22 protein-coding genes are annotated in these 17,335 nt (G+C 72.5%); 12 read left to right on the forward strand and 10 right to left on the reverse strand.

The features are described from left to right. Window positions 1-550 (forward strand): HAD-IA family hydrolase (locus ACTG9Q_RS04540; protein WP_455571328.1); only part of this gene is annotated, 550 nt, incomplete at its 5' end. On the opposite strand, the gene ACTG9Q_RS04545 is transcribed toward ACTG9Q_RS04540, so the two are convergent. Continuing rightward, window positions 527-1,303: a TrmH family RNA methyltransferase gene (locus ACTG9Q_RS04545; RefSeq protein WP_455571329.1), complete on the reverse strand. Its 777-nt coding sequence runs from the start codon at window positions 1,301-1,303 to the stop codon at window positions 527-529. The genes ACTG9Q_RS04540 and ACTG9Q_RS04545 overlap by 24 nt on opposite strands. A gap of 16 nt (window positions 1,304-1,319) precedes the next feature. Here ACTG9Q_RS04545 and ACTG9Q_RS04550 point away from each other — a divergent pair, with 16 nt between their 5' ends. Genes ACTG9Q_RS04550 through pruA form a run of 3 tightly spaced genes read left to right on the forward strand, consistent with a single transcriptional unit; the run spans window position 1,320 to window position 4,806 of the window. Continuing rightward, window positions 1,320-2,612: a wax ester/triacylglycerol synthase family O-acyltransferase gene (locus ACTG9Q_RS04550; protein WP_455571330.1), complete on the forward strand. Its 1,293-nt coding sequence runs from the start codon at window positions 1,320-1,322 to the stop codon at window positions 2,610-2,612. 4 nt (window positions 2,613-2,616) lie between these two features. Next, entirely contained in the window at window positions 2,617-3,120 is a 504-nt protein-coding gene (locus tag ACTG9Q_RS04555; RefSeq protein WP_455571331.1) for a DUF6912 family protein, read from the forward strand. A gap of 57 nt (window positions 3,121-3,177) precedes the next feature. Continuing rightward, on the forward strand, window positions 3,178-4,806 hold the full coding sequence (pruA, locus tag ACTG9Q_RS04560; protein ID WP_455571332.1) for an L-glutamate gamma-semialdehyde dehydrogenase: 1,629 nt from the start codon (window positions 3,178-3,180) through the stop codon (window positions 4,804-4,806). 66 nt (window positions 4,807-4,872) lie between these two features. On the opposite strand, the gene ACTG9Q_RS04565 is transcribed toward pruA, so the two are convergent. After that, on the reverse strand, window positions 4,873-5,694 hold the full coding sequence (locus tag ACTG9Q_RS04565; RefSeq protein ID WP_455571333.1) for a hypothetical protein: 822 nt from the start codon (window positions 5,692-5,694) through the stop codon (window positions 4,873-4,875). 123 nt (window positions 5,695-5,817) lie between these two features. Between ACTG9Q_RS04565 and ACTG9Q_RS04570 the strand changes: the two genes are divergently transcribed. Continuing rightward, window positions 5,818-6,576: a helix-turn-helix domain-containing protein gene (locus ACTG9Q_RS04570; protein ID WP_455571334.1), complete on the forward strand. Its 759-nt coding sequence runs from the start codon at window positions 5,818-5,820 to the stop codon at window positions 6,574-6,576. 16 nt (window positions 6,577-6,592) lie between these two features. Here ACTG9Q_RS04570 and rsgA read toward each other — a convergent pair whose 3' ends face one another. After that, complete coding sequence (gene rsgA, locus ACTG9Q_RS04575; RefSeq protein ID WP_455571335.1) at window positions 6,593-7,606, reverse strand: ribosome small subunit-dependent GTPase A; 1,014 nt, start codon at window positions 7,604-7,606, stop codon at window positions 6,593-6,595. Window positions 7,607-7,608: 2 nt separating this feature from the next. Continuing rightward, a complete protein-coding gene (gene aroA, locus ACTG9Q_RS04580) occupies window positions 7,609-8,871 on the reverse strand; it encodes a 3-phosphoshikimate 1-carboxyvinyltransferase (protein WP_455571336.1) in 1,263 nt (420 codons plus the stop codon). A gap of 105 nt (window positions 8,872-8,976) precedes the next feature. Between aroA and ACTG9Q_RS04585 the strand changes: the two genes are divergently transcribed. Then, window positions 8,977-9,735, forward strand: a complete 759-nt coding sequence (locus ACTG9Q_RS04585; protein WP_455572009.1) for an SOS response-associated peptidase — start codon at window positions 8,977-8,979, stop codon at window positions 9,733-9,735. Beyond that, entirely contained in the window at window positions 9,732-10,343 is a 612-nt protein-coding gene (locus ACTG9Q_RS04590; RefSeq protein WP_455571337.1) for an alpha/beta hydrolase family protein, read from the forward strand. Before ACTG9Q_RS04585 ends, ACTG9Q_RS04590 begins: the two co-directional genes overlap by 4 nt. A gap of 161 nt (window positions 10,344-10,504) precedes the next feature. On the opposite strand, the gene ybaK is transcribed toward ACTG9Q_RS04590, so the two are convergent. Further along, the gene (gene ybaK, locus ACTG9Q_RS04595; protein ID WP_455571338.1) at window positions 10,505-10,981 is read right to left on the reverse strand and encodes a Cys-tRNA(Pro) deacylase; all 477 of its coding nucleotides are present in this window, start codon (window positions 10,979-10,981) and stop codon (window positions 10,505-10,507) included. Window positions 10,982-11,162: 181 nt separating this feature from the next. Between ybaK and ACTG9Q_RS04600 the strand changes: the two genes are divergently transcribed. Together ACTG9Q_RS04600 and rsrA are read left to right on the forward strand one after the other, a co-directional pair. Further along, window positions 11,163-11,777 (forward strand): sigma-70 family RNA polymerase sigma factor, encoded by a 615-nt coding sequence (locus tag ACTG9Q_RS04600; RefSeq protein ID WP_455571339.1) that lies wholly within the window; start codon window positions 11,163-11,165, stop codon window positions 11,775-11,777. Beyond that, a complete protein-coding gene (gene rsrA / locus ACTG9Q_RS04605; RefSeq protein WP_455571340.1) occupies window positions 11,774-12,055 on the forward strand; it encodes a mycothiol system anti-sigma-R factor in 282 nt (93 codons plus the stop codon). The genes ACTG9Q_RS04600 and rsrA overlap by 4 nt, the downstream gene beginning before the upstream one ends. Before the next feature lie 60 nt (window positions 12,056-12,115). Here rsrA and ACTG9Q_RS04610 read toward each other — a convergent pair whose 3' ends face one another. Beyond that, window positions 12,116-12,190 carry a 50S ribosomal protein bL37 gene (locus tag ACTG9Q_RS04610; protein ID WP_096498094.1) on the reverse strand — a complete coding sequence of 25 codons (75 nt, stop codon included), beginning with the start codon at window positions 12,188-12,190 and terminating at the stop codon, window positions 12,116-12,118. Between the two features lie 161 nt (window positions 12,191-12,351). Here ACTG9Q_RS04610 and ACTG9Q_RS04615 point away from each other — a divergent pair, with 161 nt between their 5' ends. Together ACTG9Q_RS04615 and ACTG9Q_RS04620 are read left to right on the forward strand one after the other, a co-directional pair. Then, window positions 12,352-12,567 carry a biotin/lipoyl-binding carrier protein gene (locus ACTG9Q_RS04615; protein WP_455571341.1) on the forward strand — a complete coding sequence of 72 codons (216 nt, stop codon included), beginning with the start codon at window positions 12,352-12,354 and terminating at the stop codon, window positions 12,565-12,567. Between the two features lie 3 nt (window positions 12,568-12,570). Continuing rightward, on the forward strand, window positions 12,571-14,082 hold the full coding sequence (locus ACTG9Q_RS04620; protein WP_455571342.1) for a sensor histidine kinase: 1,512 nt from the start codon (window positions 12,571-12,573) through the stop codon (window positions 14,080-14,082). A gap of 88 nt (window positions 14,083-14,170) precedes the next feature. On the opposite strand, the gene ACTG9Q_RS04625 is transcribed toward ACTG9Q_RS04620, so the two are convergent. Together ACTG9Q_RS04625 and ACTG9Q_RS04630 are read right to left on the reverse strand one after the other, a co-directional pair. Next, the gene (locus tag ACTG9Q_RS04625) at window positions 14,171-14,425 is read right to left on the reverse strand and encodes a WhiB family transcriptional regulator (RefSeq protein WP_455572010.1); all 255 of its coding nucleotides are present in this window, start codon (window positions 14,423-14,425) and stop codon (window positions 14,171-14,173) included. A gap of 222 nt (window positions 14,426-14,647) precedes the next feature. After that, window positions 14,648-15,565 carry a diacylglycerol/lipid kinase family protein gene (locus ACTG9Q_RS04630; RefSeq protein ID WP_455571343.1) on the reverse strand — a complete coding sequence of 306 codons (918 nt, stop codon included), beginning with the start codon at window positions 15,563-15,565 and terminating at the stop codon, window positions 14,648-14,650. Between the two features lie 276 nt (window positions 15,566-15,841). Here ACTG9Q_RS04630 and ACTG9Q_RS04635 point away from each other — a divergent pair, with 276 nt between their 5' ends. Continuing rightward, the gene (locus tag ACTG9Q_RS04635) at window positions 15,842-16,249 is read left to right on the forward strand and encodes a hypothetical protein (RefSeq protein WP_455571344.1); all 408 of its coding nucleotides are present in this window, start codon (window positions 15,842-15,844) and stop codon (window positions 16,247-16,249) included. 46 nt (window positions 16,250-16,295) lie between these two features. On the opposite strand, the gene ACTG9Q_RS04640 is transcribed toward ACTG9Q_RS04635, so the two are convergent. Together ACTG9Q_RS04640 and ACTG9Q_RS04645 are read right to left on the reverse strand one after the other, a co-directional pair. Then, window positions 16,296-16,766 (reverse strand): N-acetyltransferase family protein, encoded by a 471-nt coding sequence (locus ACTG9Q_RS04640; protein WP_455571345.1) that lies wholly within the window; start codon window positions 16,764-16,766, stop codon window positions 16,296-16,298. Window positions 16,767-16,775: 9 nt separating this feature from the next. Next, window positions 16,776-17,333 (reverse strand): acid phosphatase, encoded by a 558-nt coding sequence (locus tag ACTG9Q_RS04645; protein WP_455571346.1) that lies wholly within the window; start codon window positions 17,331-17,333, stop codon window positions 16,776-16,778. Window positions 17,334-17,335 lie beyond the last annotated feature (2 nt).

Genomic DNA, 17,335 nt, shown 5'->3' on the forward strand with positions numbered 1-17,335 from the left:
CACGAGACCCGACGCTTCCTGCGACGCCGCCAACGCCAACCGCACATCGTCCGCGGCTACTTCCGTGCCCCACACGTCCGCTACGCCGACACATAGGCAACCTAATACTTTCGCCTCAATAAGCGCCGTATTTCAGCACTGTGTTTTAAGCGCCATATCAAGGTGCCGTATCAAGGGGAGACCGCTGTACGAAGCGCTGATCGTCGACTACGCGGGCACGTTCACCGACCCCGCGGTCGCCGAGGCCGTCACCGCCGCGCGGGCGGCGGGGCTGAAGACCGCCCTGCTGTCCAACGCCGACCACGTCCCCGCCGGGCTGCCGCCGGTCTTCGACGCCGTCGTCGTCTCCGGCGAGGTCGGCTACGGCAAGCCGGACCGGCGGATCTACGAGCTGGCGGCCGGGAGGCTCCACGCCGCGCCGCGGGCCTGCGTCTACGTCGACGACATCGCCGCGTACGTCCGCGGCGCCGTCACCGCGGGCATGACCGGCGTCCACCACACCGCCGCGGAGTCCACTGTGGAGGAGCTAGCGGTCCTTCTCGGCCTGTGAGCGCCGGACCAGCTCGAAGCACAGCACCGCCGCCGCGCTGGCCACGTTCAGCGACTCCACCCCGCCCGCCATCGGGATCGACACCCACCCGGTGACCTGCTCGCGCACCTCCGGGGAGACCCCCGCGGTCTCCCCGCCCATGACGAAGGCGCACCGGGCGGGCAGCTCGGCGGAGAACACCGTGCGCCGGGCGTCGGCGGCCAGGCCGATCAGCGGGTACCCCGCCGAGCGCAGCGCCGTCGCGGCCTCCGCGGCGGTGTAGCAGCGCAGCACGGGCGCGCTGAAGGCCACCCCCGCCGACGCCTTCACCACCAGCGGATCGATGCCCGCCACCCCGCGCCGGGGCACCACGATGCCGCCGATCCCGGCCGCGGTGGCCGTGCGCAGGATCATCCCGACGTTGGCGGGCGTGGTGATGCCGTCGAGCAGCAACACCGTGCGCGGGGGCGAGCTCAGCGCCGAGGCCAGCGACCGCATCCGGGGCGCGACGACGTCGGCCAGCACGCCCTGGTCCTGCTTCCCGTTGCCCGCCAGCACCTTCACCCGCTGCGCTGTGGCCCGGTGCACCGGCACCCCGCGGTCGCGGGCGGCGTGCACGATCTCCAGGGCCCGCGCGTTGTCGGCGAGCAGCACCTTGTCGATCACCAGCGCGGGGTCGGCCAGCGCCTCCAGCACGGGCTTGCGCCCGTACACGGTGACGAAACGGTCTTTCGGCGATGCGGTGTCGGAGGCCACAGCCGCCAAGGATGGCATGTGCCAGGATCGGTGCGTGCCCGACCGCCTCTCCGCGCCCGACGCGTCGATCCTCGCGCTGGAGGACCCCGCGACGCCGCGGCACGTCGCCGGGGTGGCGGTGTTCCGGCGGCCCAGGTCCGGGTTCGACTACGCGCGGCTCGTGGCGCTCGTGGAGCGGCGGCTGCCGCTGGTGCCGCACTACCGGCAGAAGGTCACCGCGGTGCCCGGCGGCCTGGCCCGCCCGGTCTGGGTGGACGACCCGGACTTCGACGTCGCCTACCACGTGCGCCGCTCCGCGCTGCCGCGCCCGGGCAGCGACGAGCAGCTCTTCGACCTCGTCGCCCGGCTGATGGCCCGCCCGCTGGACCAGTCCCGGCCGCTGTGGGAGGCGTACCTGGTCGAGGGCCTGGCCCGCGGGCACGTCGCGCTGATCACCAAGACCCACCAGGCCCTGGTGGACGGCGTGCGCACCGTCGACTTCGCCCAGCTCATCCTCGACGACGCCCCGAGCGTGGCCGACGAGCCCGAGGCGCCCTGGCGCCCGCGCCGCCCGCCCACCGCGGTGCGGCTGCTGCGCGACGCGGTCATCGACACCGTCCGCAGCCCTGGCGAGCTGGTGGAGAACACCCGCGCCACCGTGTCCACGACAGTGGGCAGGCTGTCGTCGGTGTTCGCGCCCAGCCCGACCGGGCCGCTGCGGACCCGGGTCGGCAAGGCCCGCCGCTACGCCGTCGCCAGGGCCCGCCTCGGCGACTTGCGCGCCATCCGCGCCGCGCACGGCGGTACCGTCAACGACGTGGTGCTCGCGGTGGTCGCCGGGGCGCTGCGGGCCTGGCTGGGCGCCCGTGGCGAGCCGCGGGCCGACGTGCGGGCGCTCGTGCCGCTGGCCGTGCCCGATGGCCGGGTCGCCGCGCACCTGGTCGACCTGCCCGTCGGCGAGCCCGACCCGGCGGCACGGCTGCGGCGCGTGCGCCAGGCCATGGGCCCGCACAACGACACCGCGGTGGCCGCGACCGCGCTGCACCGGCTGGGCGGGCTGTACTCGCTGGCCGCGCGCGCCGCGGCGTCGCTGTCGGGCTTCGAGCTGACCGTGACCAACGTGCCCGGCCCCCAGGTCCCCCTCTACGCGGGGCCCGCGCGGCTGACCGAGATGTTCCCGGTCATGCCGCTGGCCCCCGGGCAGGCCCTGGCCGTCGGGGTGACCTCCTACGACGGCGGGGTGTACTTCGGCCTGACCGGCGACCGGGACGCCATGTCCGATGTGGACGAGCTGGCCGTGATGCTGGGAGAGTCGATCGAGGAACTGTCCACAACGGTGAAGGCGTGATCAGGTGAGGGTCTACATCCCGGCGACGGTGGCCATGCTGCGGGCGCTCAACGCTGACGGCGAGCTGACCGCGGTGGGCAACACCGCGTTCGCGCTGACCCCGGCGCTGCGCGAGTCCTACGCAAGCGGGGGCGACGAGGAGCTGGAGTACGCGGCCATGCTCGACGCCGCCCGCGCCTCGCTGCGCCTGCTCAACGCCGAGCTGGCCGACGAGCCCGGCGCGCCGACCCGCCGCGCGGTGGTCTCCGCCGACGTCGACGGCGCCGAGCTGCGCCCGGACCTGGACTACTCGGTGGTCCGGCTGGCCGGGCCGGTGCAGCTGAAGGTGGTCGCCGCGGTGCACCTGGACACCGCCGAGGCCGAGCCCGCCGTCCGCGCGGCCGCGGCCGTGGTCGACGCCGCCGACCTCGGCGACCCGGACGCCGAGTTCACCCTCGGCGACGCCGAGGACCACGAGCTGGCCTGGTACGCCCCGCAGGAGCTGCCGTTCCTGCTGGAGCTGATGTAGACATCCCATGACAGGATGTAAGCGCCCACCCGCGACACACAGGAGGCGAGCCACACAATGGACGCCGTTTCGTCCGTTCCCGCGCCGGTCAACGAGCCGATCGACGCCTACGCCCCCGGCAGCCCGCGACGGGAGTCGCTGGTCCGGCGGATCGCCGAGCTGGAGGCCGAGCACGCCGAGCTGACCATGACCATCGGCGGCGAGCAGCGGATGGCGGGCGGTGACCGGGTCGACGTCGTGCAGCCGCACGACCACAGCCACGTCCTGGGCACCACCGCGCAGTCCACCCACGCCGACGTCGCCGACGCGGTGGCCGCGGCCAAGAAGGCCGCCCCCGCCTGGCGCGAGCTGCCCTTCGACGAGCGCGCCGCCGTCCTGCTGCGCGCCGCCGACCTGCTCGCGGGCCCCTGGCGCGACACCCTCAACGCCGCCACCATGCTGGGCCAGTCCAAGTCCGCCCAGCAGGCCGAGATCGACAGCGCCTGCGAGCTGATCGACTTCTGGCGCTTCAACGTGGCCTTCGCCCGGCGGGTCATCGAGGAGCAGCCGCAGTCCGCGCCCGGCTTCTGGAACCGCTTCGACCACCGCCCCCTCGACGGCTTCGTCACCGCGATCACGCCGTTCAACTTCACCGCCATCGCGGGCAACCTGCCCACCGCGCCCGCGCTGATGGGCAACACCGTGGTGTGGAAGCCCTCGCCGACGCAGGGCCTGGCCGCGCACCACACGATGCGGCTGCTGGAGGCGGCGGGCCTGCCCGCGGGCGTGATCAACCTCGTGACCGGCGACGGGACGGCCGTCAGCGAGGTCGCGATGACCGACCCGGAGTTCGCGGGCCTGCACTTCACCGGCTCCACCGCGACGTTCAAGCACCTGTGGCGGCTCATCGGGTCCAACCTGGACACCTACCGCTCCTACCCCCGCATCGTGGGGGAGACCGGCGGCAAGGACTTCATCGTCGCCCACCCCTCCGCCGACCCGGGCGCGGTCGTGACGGGCATGGTGCGCGGCGCTTTCGAGTACCAGGGCCAGAAGTGCTCGGCGGCCTCGCGCGCCTACATCGCCCGGTCCCTGTGGGACGGCGGCGTCCGCGAGCAGCTGGTCGACACCGTCAGGACCCTGTCCTACGGCGACGTCACCGACTTTTCCCACTTCGGCGGCGCGGTCATCGACTCCCGGGCGTTCGCCAAGCACAAGGCGGCGCTGGAGGCGGCCGCGGCGAACTCCTCCATCGAGGTGCTGGCGGGCGGCACGGCGGACGACTCGGTCGGCTACTTCGTCCAGCCCACGGTCCTGCTGGGCAGCGACCCGCTGCAGGAGCCCTTCACCACCGAGTACTTCGGCCCCATCCTCGCCGTCCACGTCTACGACGACGCCGAGTACGCCAAGGTGCTGGAGCTGGTCGACACCTCCAGCCCGTACGCCCTGACCGGCGCGGTGTTCGCCACCGACCGCGCCGCGGTGGAGCAGGCCCACCGGGCGCTGCGCTTCAGCGCGGGCAACTTCTACGTCAACGACAAGCCCACCGGTGCCGTCGTGGGCCAGCAGCCGTTCGGCGGCTCCCGCGCCTCGGGCACCAACGACAAGGCGGGCTCGATCTACAACCTCCAGCGGTGGGTGAGCCCCCGCTCGGTCAAGGAGACCTTCGTTCCCCCGACCGACCACCGCTACCCCCACATGGGCTGACAGCGCGTGGGCTGAACAGGAAGCGCCCCGCGCCCGGTGATCGGGTGCGGGGCGCTTTCCGCCTGACTAGTACGACGGCATCTCCCCGACCTGGTTGGCGGGCGGGGCCTCGACGTCGACCGGGGTGCCCCAGTCGGTGTAGTCGGCCTGCACGGAGACCTTCTGGTTCATGACCGGGACCTCGGTGACGAAGCGCAGCGGCAGGTTCTCCTCGTTCACCCACACCTCGTAGGTCAGCGTCTTGACCCCGGCCTTCTCCAGCTCCTTGATCGCCGCCGGGTCCATGCCCAGCTCCGCGTCCCCGAGCTTGCTCAGCTCGACCTCGATCGTGTAGTGCGTGGTCTCCTGGCCGTCGATCGTGTCGGACTTGAAGTCCTTGATCGTGCCGCTCTTGGCCAGCTGCTCCAGCATCGAGCGCGGGTCGGTGCGCTTGGCCTGGTCGATCACGTCGCCCATCGACTTGGCCATCTCGTTGTCGGACTTCGGGTCGATCTTCACCCACGGCTTGCCGGGCACCAGCTCCTGCGGGAACTTCATGTAGACCAGGTCGTCGACGATGCGCATCGTCATCTCGCCGACCTGCGGGATCGTCATGGTCATCTCCATGGCGGTGTCCTCGCCCGCGAAGCGGAACGCGCCCTCGCCGGTGAACTCCTGGCCCGCGGCGGAGCTCTTGAAGGTCATCTTCGCGCTCTGGGCGCTGGCGCTCTTCTCGTTGACGGCGTCGCTGAGGGCCTTGAGGCTGTCGAACGCGGTGCCGGAGCCGCCCTCCGCGCTGGTCGTGGCGGGGCCGGGCGCGTCGGTCGTCGGGACGCCCGGGGTGGTCGTGCCGCATCCCGCCAGCGCGACTAGCGCCAGAGCCGCGGCCAGCAGCGTGGTCTTGCCCATGTGGTCCCCTCGGTGAAAGTCAGTGTATGAAACCAGGACGCCCGAAACGGCTCGCCGGTTCCGATGGGACCGACTCTACGAAACATCCGCGAATCCCCAGTCGCCGCCCGTCGTTGGTCGGACATGCTCACGGACGGCCGGGATGCCCGGGGACTGCCCGCCGACATGCTCGGGGATCTGCGTCGGCAGGTGGTGGCCGCGGTGGAAGCCGGACTCGCCCAAGTCGAGGCCGCGCGGCGCTTCGGCGTGTCCAGGCAGACGGTCGGGGTCTGGGTGCGCGACTACCGCGACCGCGGCGAGGGCGCCTTCCAGCCGGGCAGGCGCGGCCGGAAACCGGGTGACCAGCTCGTTTTGACCGCGGAACAACAACTCTGGGTCGCGCGGGCGGTCACCGAGGCGCCGCCGGACGCGAAAGGACTGAATCATCCACTCTGGACCAGGCAGGCGGTGATCGAGCTGGTGTGGCGGGAGTTCCACGTGCGACTCGGGGTCACCACCGCGGGCAACTACTTGGTGCGCTGGGGTTTCCCCTTACCACAGGACCTGCTGCGCGAACTCCGCGCCCGGATGCCCCCGGCAGGCGACAGCGCGCTGCCCGCCTGGCTGCCCGGCGCCGAGGTGGTGTGGGTCGGGCACGGCCGCGCCGCCCAGTCCGGCGTCCCGGTCCTGCAGGCGGTGTCCAACCGCGGCAGCATGTCCTTTTTGGCCTGCTCAGACCCCTGCGACCCTGAGGCCGTGCACGACTTCGTCATCCGGCTGCTGCGCCACGCCAAGCGGCGGCTCAACGTCGTCGTCACCTGGCTTCCCCAGACGCGCCCGGAATCCCGGTGGCTGACCCACGAGAACTGCGCCGCCGCCGTCCAGTACATCGGCCAGGTCTGAAACACGGCCTGGCGCACTACTCCACGGGGTCGTCGGCGGCGCCCGCGCGGGAGGCGAGCAGCCTGCGCAGGGACGCCAGCCGCCCCGGCCGCGCCTCGCCGGAGGCGACCACCGTGTCGAGGTAGCAGTCGGGGTCCTCCGGGGCGCCGCGGTGCCCGCACGCCGACGGGCACTCCTCCGCGGCGGCGTCGAGGTCGGGGAAGGCCGAGACGATGTCGTCGGGGGAGATGTGCGCCAGGCCGAACGACCGGATGCCGGGGGTGTCGACCACCCAGCCGCCGCCGGGCAGCGGCAGCGCCACCGCGGTGACCGAGGTGTGCCTGCCCTTGCCCACCGCGCTCACCACGCCGATGCGCCGCGCCGCGTCCGGGACCAGCCGGTTGACCAACGTCGACTTGCCCACCCCCGAGTGCCCGACCAGCGCCGAGACGCGGTTGTGCACCCGCGCGCGCAGCTCGTCGGGCTCGGTGTCGTGGCGGGTGACCACCGCGGGCAGGTCCAGGTCGGCGTAGGAGGCCAGCAGCTCGGCCGGGTCGCCCAGGTCGGCCTTGGTCAGGCACAGCAGCGGCGCCAGCCCGCCCGCGTACGCCGCCACCAGGCACCGGTCGATGAAGCCCCCGCGCGGCGGCGGGTCGGCCAGCGCGCACACGATCACCAGCTGCGCGGCGTTGGCCACCACGACCCGCTCGAACGGGTCGGTGTCGTCGGCGGTGCGGCGCAGCACGCTGGTGCGCTCGGCCACCCGCACGATGCGGGCGAGGGTGTCCACGGTGCCGGTGGTGTCGCCGACCAGGTCGACGGTGTCGCCGATGACGACCGGCGTGCGGCCCAGCTCCCTGGCCCGCATGGCGACCACCAGCCGCCCGGGGTCGGCCTCGACCGCGCACGTCCAGCGGCCGCGGTCCTTGCCGACCACCATCGCCCACACCGCGTCGGCGTGCTCGGGCCTGCGCTTGGAGCGCGGGCGGGTGCCCTTGCCCGGGCGCACCCGCACGTCGCTCTCGTCGAGCCTGCTCCAGTCGCGGTCCATGCCTACGCGCCCAGCATCCGGGCCCACATCTCGGGGAAGTCGGGCAGCGTCTTCGACGTCGTGCCGATGTCGTCCACCTCGACACCCCCCACCCGCAGGCCGACGATCGCGCCCGCGGTCGCCATCCGGTGGTCGGCGTAGGCCCGCCAGGGGCCGCCGCGCAGCGGGACCGGGCGGATGAGCAGGCCGTCCTCGGTCTCCTCGACGTCGCCGCCGAGGCCGGTGAACTCCGCGGCGAGCGCGGCCAGCCGGTCGGTCTCGTGGCCGCGCAGGTGGGCGATGCCGCGCAGCCGCGACGGGCCGTCGGCGAAGGCGGCCAGCGCGGCCACCGTCGGGGTCAGCTCGCCCTCGTCGCGCAGGTCGACGTCGATGCCGGTGAGGCGGTCGGGGCCGCGCACGGTCAGCGCGCCGCCGTCGAGAATCACCTCGGCGCCCATGTCGGACAGGATGCGGCGCAGGGCGTCGCCGGGCTGGGTGGTGGCCGAGGGCCAGCCGGTGACGGTGACCGCGCCGCCGGTCAGCGCGGCGGCGGCCAGGAACGGGCCCGCGTTGGACAGGTCCGGCTCGATGGCCCAGTCGCGCACGGCGATCGGGCCGGGCTCGACCCGCCAGGTGTTGGGCTCGCCGTCGTCGACGGCCACGCCCGCCTCGCGCATCATCGCCACGGTCATGTCGATGTGCGGCATGGACGGCACCGGCTTGCCGTCGTGGTGCACCGTCAGCCCCTTGTCATAGCGCGCGCCGGAGAGCAGCAGGCCGCTGACGAACTGCGAGGACGACGAGGCATCGATCGTCACCGACCCGCCCGGCAGCCCGCCGGTGCCCGCCAGGGTGAACGGCAGCGCGTCGCCGTCGACCGAGGCGCCCAGCGCGCGCAGCGCCTCGAGGATGGTGCCCATCGGCCGCTCCCGCGCGCGCGGGTCGCCGTCGAAGCGCACCGGGCCGTCGGCCAGCGCCGCGGCGGGGGGCACGAAGCGCATCACGGTGCCCGCCAGCCCGCAGTCCACGCTCGCCGGTCCGCGCAGGCCCGGGTGCGCGCCGAGGGTGATCGTGTCGCCGTCGACCTCGACCGGGACGCCCAGCGCGCGCAGCGCCGAGGTCATCAGGTCGGCGTCGCGCCCGCGCAGCGCGTTGCTGACCCGGGACTCCCCACCGCTGAGCGCGGCGAGGACCAGCGCCCGGTTGGTGATCGACTTGGAGCCGGGAATCGCTACCGTTGCGTGGACGGGACTCGTCGCCACGGGGGCTGACCAGGGCTGCGGCATGGCTCCATCCTGGCCTATTCGGCCCAGGGTCAGGCCATCGGCTCGCCACTGTCGGCAGCGCGTGTAACGATTCGGGTCGACACTTTCGGGAAGGTGGGCACAGCAGTGTGCGGGAGGTACGCGGCCACGAGGGACCCGGCGGCGCTGGCGGCCGAGTTCGACGCGATCGACGCCATCGGCGGTGACGCCCCCGGCGCGGACTACAACGTCGCCCCGACGAAGTCCGTGGTCGCCGTGGTGCAGCGCCACCCGCGCGACGCCGATGGCACCGTCGACGAGTCGACCACCGAGCGCTCGCTGCGGCTGATGAAGTGGGGCCTGGTCCCGCACTGGGCCAAGGACGCGTCCGGCGCCGCGAAGATGATCAACACCCGCTCCGAGAGCGCCGCGGAGAAGCCCTCCTTCAAGCGGTCCCTGGCCCGCCGCCGCTGCATCCTGCCCGCCGACGGCTGGTACGAGTGGCGCCGCGACGGCAAGGACAAGCAGCCCTTCTACACGACCCCGAAGGACGGCTCCAGCCTGGCGATGGCGGGCCTGTGGTCGACCTGGCACGACAAGGCCGACCCGGACGCCCCCGTCCTGGTCACCTGCTCGGTCCTGACCACCGACGCGGTGGGCCCCGTGGCCGACATCCACCACCGCATGCCCCTGCTGCTCACCCCCGACGAGTGGCACACCTGGCTCGACCCCGACCGCGCCGACGTCGCCGCCCTGCTGCGCCCGGTGTCCGACGAGGTGGTCGACGCCTTGGAGGTGCGCCCCATCTCCACCGCGGTCAACAGCGTCCGCAACAACAACCCGGCCCTCCTGGAACGCGTGGACCTCGAACGCGCTGACCTCGACCTCTTCGGCGCCCCCGAATGACCACGGCGACGATCGACACCCCGCACGGCCCCGCCCGCGCGGAGCTGCACTCCGCCCCCTCCGGCCGCGCCGCCCTGCTGCTGGGCCACGGCGCGGGCGGCGGCATCGGCGCCCCCGACCTGGTCGCGGCCACCCACGGCGCCACCGCCGCGGGCGTGCACGTCGCGTTGGTCGAGCAGCCCTACCGCGTCGCGGGCAGGCGCGCGCCCGCCCCGGCCGGGCAGCTGGACACCGCGTGGCTGGCCGTCGCCGCCCACCTGTCGACCCTGTGGTTCCCCGACCTGCCCCTGCTCTTCGGCGGCCGCTCCTCCGGCGCCCGCGTCGCCTGCCGCACCTCCGCGGCCGGGGAGGCCGTCGGCGTGGTCTGCCTGGCCTTCCCCGTCCACCCCCCGGGCAAGCCGGAGAAGACCCGCCAACCCGAACTCGACGCCGTCGAGGTCCCCACCCTCGTCATCCAGGGCGAGTCCGACCCCTTCGGCCAACCCGCCCCCGCCCACCACCGCGAGATCATCCCCCTCCCCGGCGACCACTCCCTCAAACGCGACCCCGCCACCCTCTCCCGCTCGGTCGAGGAGTGGCTGGCCCGCATCCTGCGCCCCCTGGACTAGGCCGTGTTTCAGATGTGAGGCACGGGCATAGCCGCGCCAGTCCGGTCGCAGGCGGCACGGCCGGATGCGCCCGAATACGACACCGGTATGAGGACGATCCGTCCGCACCGCCTGCGGGCGGACTGATCACGACTCTCCCGCACACCACACCTGAACACGACCTAGCGGGCCGCGATCGGGGCCACCGTCGCGGACAGCAGGGCCACCAGGTCCGGGGCGGCCACCTCGATCTCCAGCCCCCGCCGCCCGCCCGAGCAGAACATCGTCGGGAACGCCAGCGCCGAGGCGTCCAGGACGGTGGGCAGCCGCTTCTTCTGACCCAGCGGCGAGATCCCGCCCGCCACGTACCCCGTCGCCCGCTCCGCCGCCGCGACCTCCGCCATCCGCGCCCGCTTGCCGCCCAGGGCCGCCGCCAGCGCCTTGAGGTCCAGCTGCGCGTCCACCGGCACGATCCCCACCGCCAGGGCGCCGTCCACCTCCGCCAGCAGGGTCTTGAACACCCGCTCCGGCGCGACGCCCATCGCCGCGGCCGCTTCGAGCCCGAAGGGCTGGCGGGGATCATGGTCGTAGGTGTGCACGGTGTGGGTGATCTTGCGCTTGACCAGCAGCGCGGTCGCCGGGGTGCCTCGTCCTGCCACGGCGCCAAGGGTAGGGAATGCCCGGCGGTGCGCGCGCGTTCTGATTGACGTGTCCACCGACTTGCTCATCGAGCCGAAGCGCCCCAGGTCACGCCCTGTGGGTGGCTTGCATCACAGCCGGGCCAGGGTTGGCCGCGTAAGCTCGGGGAAGCCATACGCGGACAACGTCGAAGGGAGCGCGGTGCCCCGCACCGAGGCGCAGGACGAGACCGCGGCCGAGCGCGGTGAGCGGTTCGAGCGCGACGCCATGCCGCTGCTCGACCAGCTCTACTCCGCCGCCCTGCGGATGACCCGCAACCCCGCCGACGCCGAGGACCTGGTCCAGGAGACCTACCTCAAGGCGTACCAGGCGTTCGCCTCCTTCTCCAGGGGCACCAACCTCAAGGCGTGGATGTACCGCATCCTCACCAACACCTACATCAACAGCTACCGCAAGAAGCAGCGCCAGCCCCAGCAGTCGCCGACCGACCAGATCACCGACTGGCAGCTGGCCAAGGCCGAGGCGCACACCGCCAGGGGTCTGCGCAGCGCCGAGATGGAAGCGCTCGACCAGCTGCCCGACAGCGACGTCAAGCAGGCACTTCAGCAGCTGCCCGAGGAGTTCCGGCTCGCGGTCTACCTCGCCGACGTCGAGGGCTTCGCCTACAAGGAGATCGCCGAGATCATGGGCACGCCCATCGGTACGGTGATGTCCCGCCTGCACCGCGGCAGGCGGACCCTGCGCGAGCTGCTGGCCGACGTGGCCCGCGAGCGCGGGATGCTGCGGACGGCGAAACAGGAGGTGGCAGGACCGTGAGCTGCGGAAACCACCACGACACCGCCTGCACGGACGTGCTGAAGGAGGTGTGGCTCTTCCTCGACGCCGAGTGCGACCAGACCCGCCGCGCCGTGCTCCAGCAGCACCTCGACGAGTGCAGCCCCTGCCTGGAGGAGTACGGCCTCGAGGAGCACTTGAAGCTCCTGCTGGCCCGCAAGTGCGGCGGCGACCAGGCGACGATGGAGTTCCGGGACCGGCTGCGCGCCTCGATCCGCCGCACGGTCATCGAGTACACCGGCGGAGAACCCACCCACTAGACCCATGAGTCATGACGAAGGCCCCCGCTCGTGAGCGGGGGCCTTCGCCGTACCAGCACGTCAGGCGTTGGGACGCTTGCCGTGGTTGGCGCCGCCCTTCTTGCGGTCACGACGCTTGCGGGCGCGCTTCGACATGGGATCTCCTCTGGTGCACGTCTGGGGCGCGTTAGCACAACGGCAACGCGTGTTCGCCGACAATTCTGCCACGCCGTCGTTGTACGTTTCGCCAGGGCCGAGGCGCGGGTCACATGGTTGGATGACCCCGAGCACACCCCGCTTGTCAGGAGGCCAGGGCGATGTCCCACGAGATCCACGCCGAGATCGTCGCCAACGTCATGTCTGTGATGGTCGCCGAGGGCGAGCCGGTCGCCGAGGGCGACACGGTGGTGATCCTGGAGTCGATGAAGATGGAGATCCCGGTGCTCTCCGAGTACGACGGGACGCTGACCAAGATCGCCGTCAAGGAGGGCGACGTCGTCCAGGAGCATGACCTGATCGCCGTCGTCGACTAGCCCTTGTCCACCCTCTCCGACCTCGTCGCCGAGCACACCCACCTGCCCGGCGCGGCCGTGGACCACCTGCAGCTGGTGGTCGCGGAGTGGCAGCTGCTCTCGGACCTGTCCTTCGCCGACTTCCTGCTGTGGGTGCCGGTCACCCACAGCCCCGACGGCACCCCGGCGCCCGAGGACGAGGACCGGTTCATCTGCGTGGCCCAGGCCCGCCCGACGACCGCCCCCACCGCGCACCCCGACGACGTCGTCTCCTCCTTCATCGACCGCGCCGAGCACCCCCAGCTGCGCCGGGCCGCCGCCGAGCGGCGCATCTGCCGCGAGGAGGACCCGCGCTGGTACCTCGGGGTGCCGGTGCGCCGCGAGGCCATCCCGGTGACCTTCCGGGGCGACGTGGTGGCGGTGCTGTCCCGGGAGACGAACCTGGCCGTGCCCCGGGTGCCCAGCGGGCTGGAGATCGCCTACCTCGGCATCGCGGGCGACCTGTGCCAGATGGTCGCCGACGGGGCGTTCCCGACCCCGGAGCCGTCCCCCGGCGTGCACACCAGCCCGCGCGTGGGCGACGGCCTGATCCGGCTGGACACCGCGGGCGCCGTGGTCTTCGCCAGTCCGAACGCGCTGAGCGCCTACCACCGGATGGGCCACGCCGCCGACCTGGTCGGCACCAGGCTGGCCCCGCTGACCAGGGCGCTGATCGCCGACCCGTTCGACGCCACCGAGATCGCCCAGCGCATCCTGGCCGCCCTCGACGGCAAGCCGAGCATGCGCGCGGAGGCGGAGTCCCGCCGCGGGGCCGCGGTGCTGTTCCGGGCGCTGCCGCTGCGCCCCGGCGGCAAGGCGGCGGGCGCGCTGGTGCTCTGCCGCGACGTCACCGAGGTGCGCAGGCGCGACCGGGCGCTGATGTCCAAGGACGCCACGATCCGCGAGATCCACCACCGGGTGAAGAACAACCTGCAGACCGTGGCGGCGCTGCTGCGGCTGCAGTCGCGGCGCACGAGCAGCCCGGAGGCCAAGGAGGCGCTGGCGGAGTCGGTGCGCCGGGTCGCGGCCATCGCCTTGGTGCACGAGACGCTCTCGACCTCGGTCGACGAGCGGGTGGACCTCGACGCGCTGGTCGACAAGGTGATCCCGGTGGTCGGCGACGTCGCCGTGGCCGAGAACCACGTCAAGGTGCGCAAGACCGGCCAGTTCGGCGTCGTGCCCGCCGAGGTGGCCACGCCGCTGGTGATGGTGCTCACCGAGCTGGTGCAGAACGCGGTGGAGCACGCGTACCCGACCGGGCGCTCGGGCGAAGTGGTGGTGTCGGCCGACCGGTCGGCGCGCTGGCTCGACGTGGTGGTCTCCGACGACGGCCGCGGCCTGCCGCGCGGGTTCTCCCTGGAGCGCAACAACGGGTTGGGCCTGCAGATCGTGCGCACGCTGGTGGAGTCGGAACTGCGCGGCTCGCTGTCATTGCGCAGCCACGGGCCGAGTGGCACCGAAGCGGTGTTGCGCGTGCCGCTGTCACACCGCCGCTGAATAGCCGGTGATTAACACGCAGTTGACACGCGAAAGCCCGGCGCCGGTATTCGGCGCCGGGCTGGAGCGTTTATCGAGTAATACAGGCTCAGGCGTTGCTGCGTGCCCGGGTGCGAGCGTTGCGGCGCTTCAGCGCGCGGCGCTCGTCTTCGCTCATCCCGCCCCAAACACCTGCATCCTGACCGCTTTCCAGCGCCCAGGACAGGCAAGAGGCGGCGACGGGGCAGCGAGTGCAAACGGCCTTTGCCTCAGCGACCTGCGAGAGGGCGGGGCCGCTCGTTCCCACGGGGAAGAACAGCTCGGGGTCCTCATCACGGCAGGATGCGCGGTGGCGCCAGTCCATTGCTGATTGCTCCTCGGTAATGGGCGCGCGCATACGCGCCACAGTTCGTCATCCGGTCGTCGGGGTGCTTGTGAATGCTTTCACGAACTGGCGGGATGTCAAGAGGTCGTCCCGACCAGGTGAGTGAACTCACCCGAAAGATCGACGTCCGGATGTATCGGCTCCGCTGTGCAACGATCAGGTCTCGGCCGGGTCAGTTCGCGACCACAGCAGGGACAACCGTCACGCGGCCACGGTTACCGCGCGGTCCACCCCGCTGAAACTTACCTCGGAGAACTCTCCGATGAGATCTCCGTCACACTGAAGTCGGACCGGGTTTCGGGCGCTGACCAGCACGCTGTCCACGTCGTCGCGGCGCACCAGCGCGCGGCCCCTGCGCACCCCGGAGGCGCTCAGGGCCTGGCGGACGTGGCGCAGGACGGTCGGCAGGGCGAGGGACTTCAGGGCGAACACGCCCAGGCCGTCGTCGAAGCTCGCGTCCGGGTTGAGCCGCACCGGCCGGGGGCCGAGATAGGTCCAGGGGTCGGTGTTGGAGATGAACACCAGGCGCAGGGCCTCGATGGGGTCCTCGCCCGGCAGCTTGATCGTCAGCTCGGCGCGCTCGTCGGTGAAGTACCTGGCCAGCGCGGTGCGCGCGTAGAGACCGGGGCCGGTGCGCTTGCCGCGCTTGCGGTCGACGTCGGCGACAACGTCGGCGTCCCAGCCCATGCCCGCGTTGAAGGTGAACCAGCGGCTGGTGTTCGACGCGTCGACCCGGCCCAGTCCGACAGCGCGGCTGCGGCCCGCCTGCAGCGCGGTGAGCAGCTGGTGGGTCGCTTCCACCGGGTCGCGCGGGAGCCCGAGCGCGCGCGCGAAGACATTCGCCGACCCGCCGGGGACCACGCCCAGCATCGTCGCCGCGCCTGGGCCTTCCTGGAGCAGGCCGTTGACGACCTCGTTGACCGTGCCGTCGCCACCGTGCGCGACGACGAGGTCCACCCCGTCGGCCCGCGCCTGCGCCGCAGCCGCCAAGGCGTGGCCGCGGTAGTCGGTCTCGATCACGTCGAGCTTGACCTGGCTGGCCAGGGCACGCGCCAGCACGTCGCGACCGGCCGAGGTGGTGGCGGTCGCGTGCGGGTTCACCACCAGCACGGCGCGCATTACCGCAGAGTAAGCCAGCCGGTCGAGCCGCCGCGCCGCAGGCCCACCGGAACGAGTGGAGTCATGCTGGAGGCTTACCCGCTCCTTCCCGTCGCCGAACCCTCGATCGGCGAGTGCACCCAGACGACCGTCTGCTCGTCGATCCACGAGGAACTTGACCGTTGAATCATCTACCTCCCGTTGCCCCCCGACGACCGGCCGTCCGGGTGGCATACGATCGAGTTTCGTGCACGCACCGTCATCACGTGCGGCAGACCACCTCCCGGAAGGCCCCCCGTGCGCTCGCCGTCTCCCTCGACCGTCCTCGGCGCGGGGCTGCTGGTGTCCCTCCAGGGCGCGTTCGGCATCGTCTTCGCCGTGCTGCTGTTGATCAGGGCGCTGTCCGGGTCCTCGTCGGCGGGCAACAACGTCTACGGGCAGGCGGGGTACTTCGCGGTGCTGGCGGGCGGGGTGCTGGCCTGCGGGGTGGGGCTGGTGCTGGGCAGGCACTGGGCGCGCGGGCCCGCGATCGTCCTGCAGCTGCTCCTGCTGGGGGTGTCGTGGTACGTGATCGGCCCCTCCGGGCAGCTCTGGTACGGGGTGCCGGTCGCGGTGGTGTGCGTGATCACGCTGGTGCTGCTGTTCCTGCCGCCGTCGGTGGCGTGGGCGCAGGGCTCCGCCGAGGATGGCCCTGCCGAGGTTTAGGCCCTGCCGAGGACTAGCCCTGCCGAGGTTTAGGCCCTGCCGAGGATCAAGCCTTGCCGAGGTCGGCGAGGGCGCCGTCGGTGAGGCGGAAGACGGTCCACTCGTCCATCGGCAGGGCGCCGAGGGACTTGTAGAAGCCGATGGCGGGCGCGTTCCAGTCCAGCACCCACCACTCCAGGCGCTGGTAGCCGTTGCGGACGCACTCCTGCGCCAACTCCGTCAGCAGCGCCCTGCCCAGGCCCGCGCCGCGCAGCTCCTGGCGGACGTAGAGGTCTTCGAGGTAGAGCCCGTGCGTGCCGCGCCAGGTGGAGAAGTTGAGGAACCACAAGGCGTAGCCGACGATCTCACCGTCCACTTCGGCCACGTGGCCGTAGAGGGCCGGGTTGTCGGCGAACAGTGCTCCGTGGAGCTGCTCGGCGGTCAGGTGGCACTCGTGCGGGGCGCGCTCGTAGGCGGCCAGCTCGTGCACCAGCGTGACCACCGCGGCCACATCGGACTCCCGTACGCGCCGGATCATCGCCGTCCCTCAGGTCAGGTTGAGCGCGCGGATCTGCGGCACGCCCCGTTCGTCGCCCAGGACGGTAACCCCGCCCGCGGCGAGGGCGAAGTGCACCCCGAAGGTCGCGCGCTGACCGATCCAGGCCGCGGCCAGCGCCCGGCCGAAGTGCCCGTGGCCGATGATGACGGCGGTGCGCTCGCGCACCCGCTCGACGACGGCGTCGGCCCGCGCGGTGACCTCGTCGGCGGTCTCGCCGTGGGGGCACTGGTGGGTCCAGACGGTCCAGCCGGGGACGGTCTCGCGGATCTGCGGGGTGGTGAGCCCTTCGTAATCGCCGTAGTCCCACTCGCGGACGTCCTCGGTGACCTCGTCCACCGTGAGCCCGGCGAGCTCGGCGGTGTGCGTCGCCCGCCGCCGCGGGCTGCTGATCACCAGCGGCGCCTCCGTGAGGAGCGCCCGCAGCCGCTCCCCGGCGCGCTTGGCCCCCACCTCACCCGCCTCGGTCAACGGCAGATCGGTCCGCGACGTGTGCCTGCCGTTCGCCGACCACTCGGTCTCGCCATGTCGGAGCAGGTAGACGACCATGG

Source organism: Actinokineospora lacus (assembly GCF_053813445.1).

Coding starts and splice junctions, on each gene's coding strand:
- aroA (WP_455571336.1), bottom strand. CDS start 8,871: ATGCCGCAGCCCTGGTCAGCCCCCGTGGCGACGAGTCCCGTCCACGCA.
- ACTG9Q_RS04630 (WP_455571343.1), bottom strand. CDS start 15,565: ATGCGCGCCGTGCTGGTGGTGAACCCGCACGCGACCGCCACCACCTCG.
- ACTG9Q_RS04640 (WP_455571345.1), bottom strand. CDS start 16,766: ATGATCCGGCGCGTACGGGAGTCCGATGTGGCCGCGGTGGTCACGCTG.
- ACTG9Q_RS04545 (WP_455571329.1), bottom strand. CDS start 1,303: ATGCCATCCTTGGCGGCTGTGGCCTCCGACACCGCATCGCCGAAAGAC.
- ACTG9Q_RS04615 (WP_455571341.1), top strand. CDS start 12,352: ATGTCCCACGAGATCCACGCCGAGATCGTCGCCAACGTCATGTCTGTG.
- pruA (WP_455571332.1), top strand. CDS start 3,178: ATGGACGCCGTTTCGTCCGTTCCCGCGCCGGTCAACGAGCCGATCGAC.
- ACTG9Q_RS04625 (WP_455572010.1), bottom strand. CDS start 14,425: ATGGACTGGCGCCACCGCGCATCCTGCCGTGATGAGGACCCCGAGCTG.
- ACTG9Q_RS04565 (WP_455571333.1), bottom strand. CDS start 5,694: ATGGGCAAGACCACGCTGCTGGCCGCGGCTCTGGCGCTAGTCGCGCTG.
- rsgA (WP_455571335.1), bottom strand. CDS start 7,606: ATGGACCGCGACTGGAGCAGGCTCGACGAGAGCGACGTGCGGGTGCGC.
- ACTG9Q_RS04570 (WP_455571334.1), top strand. CDS start 5,818: ATGCTCACGGACGGCCGGGATGCCCGGGGACTGCCCGCCGACATGCTC.
- ACTG9Q_RS04590 (WP_455571337.1), top strand. CDS start 9,732: ATGACCACGGCGACGATCGACACCCCGCACGGCCCCGCCCGCGCGGAG.
- ACTG9Q_RS04645 (WP_455571346.1), bottom strand. CDS start 17,333: ATGGTCGTCTACCTGCTCCGACATGGCGAGACCGAGTGGTCGGCGAAC.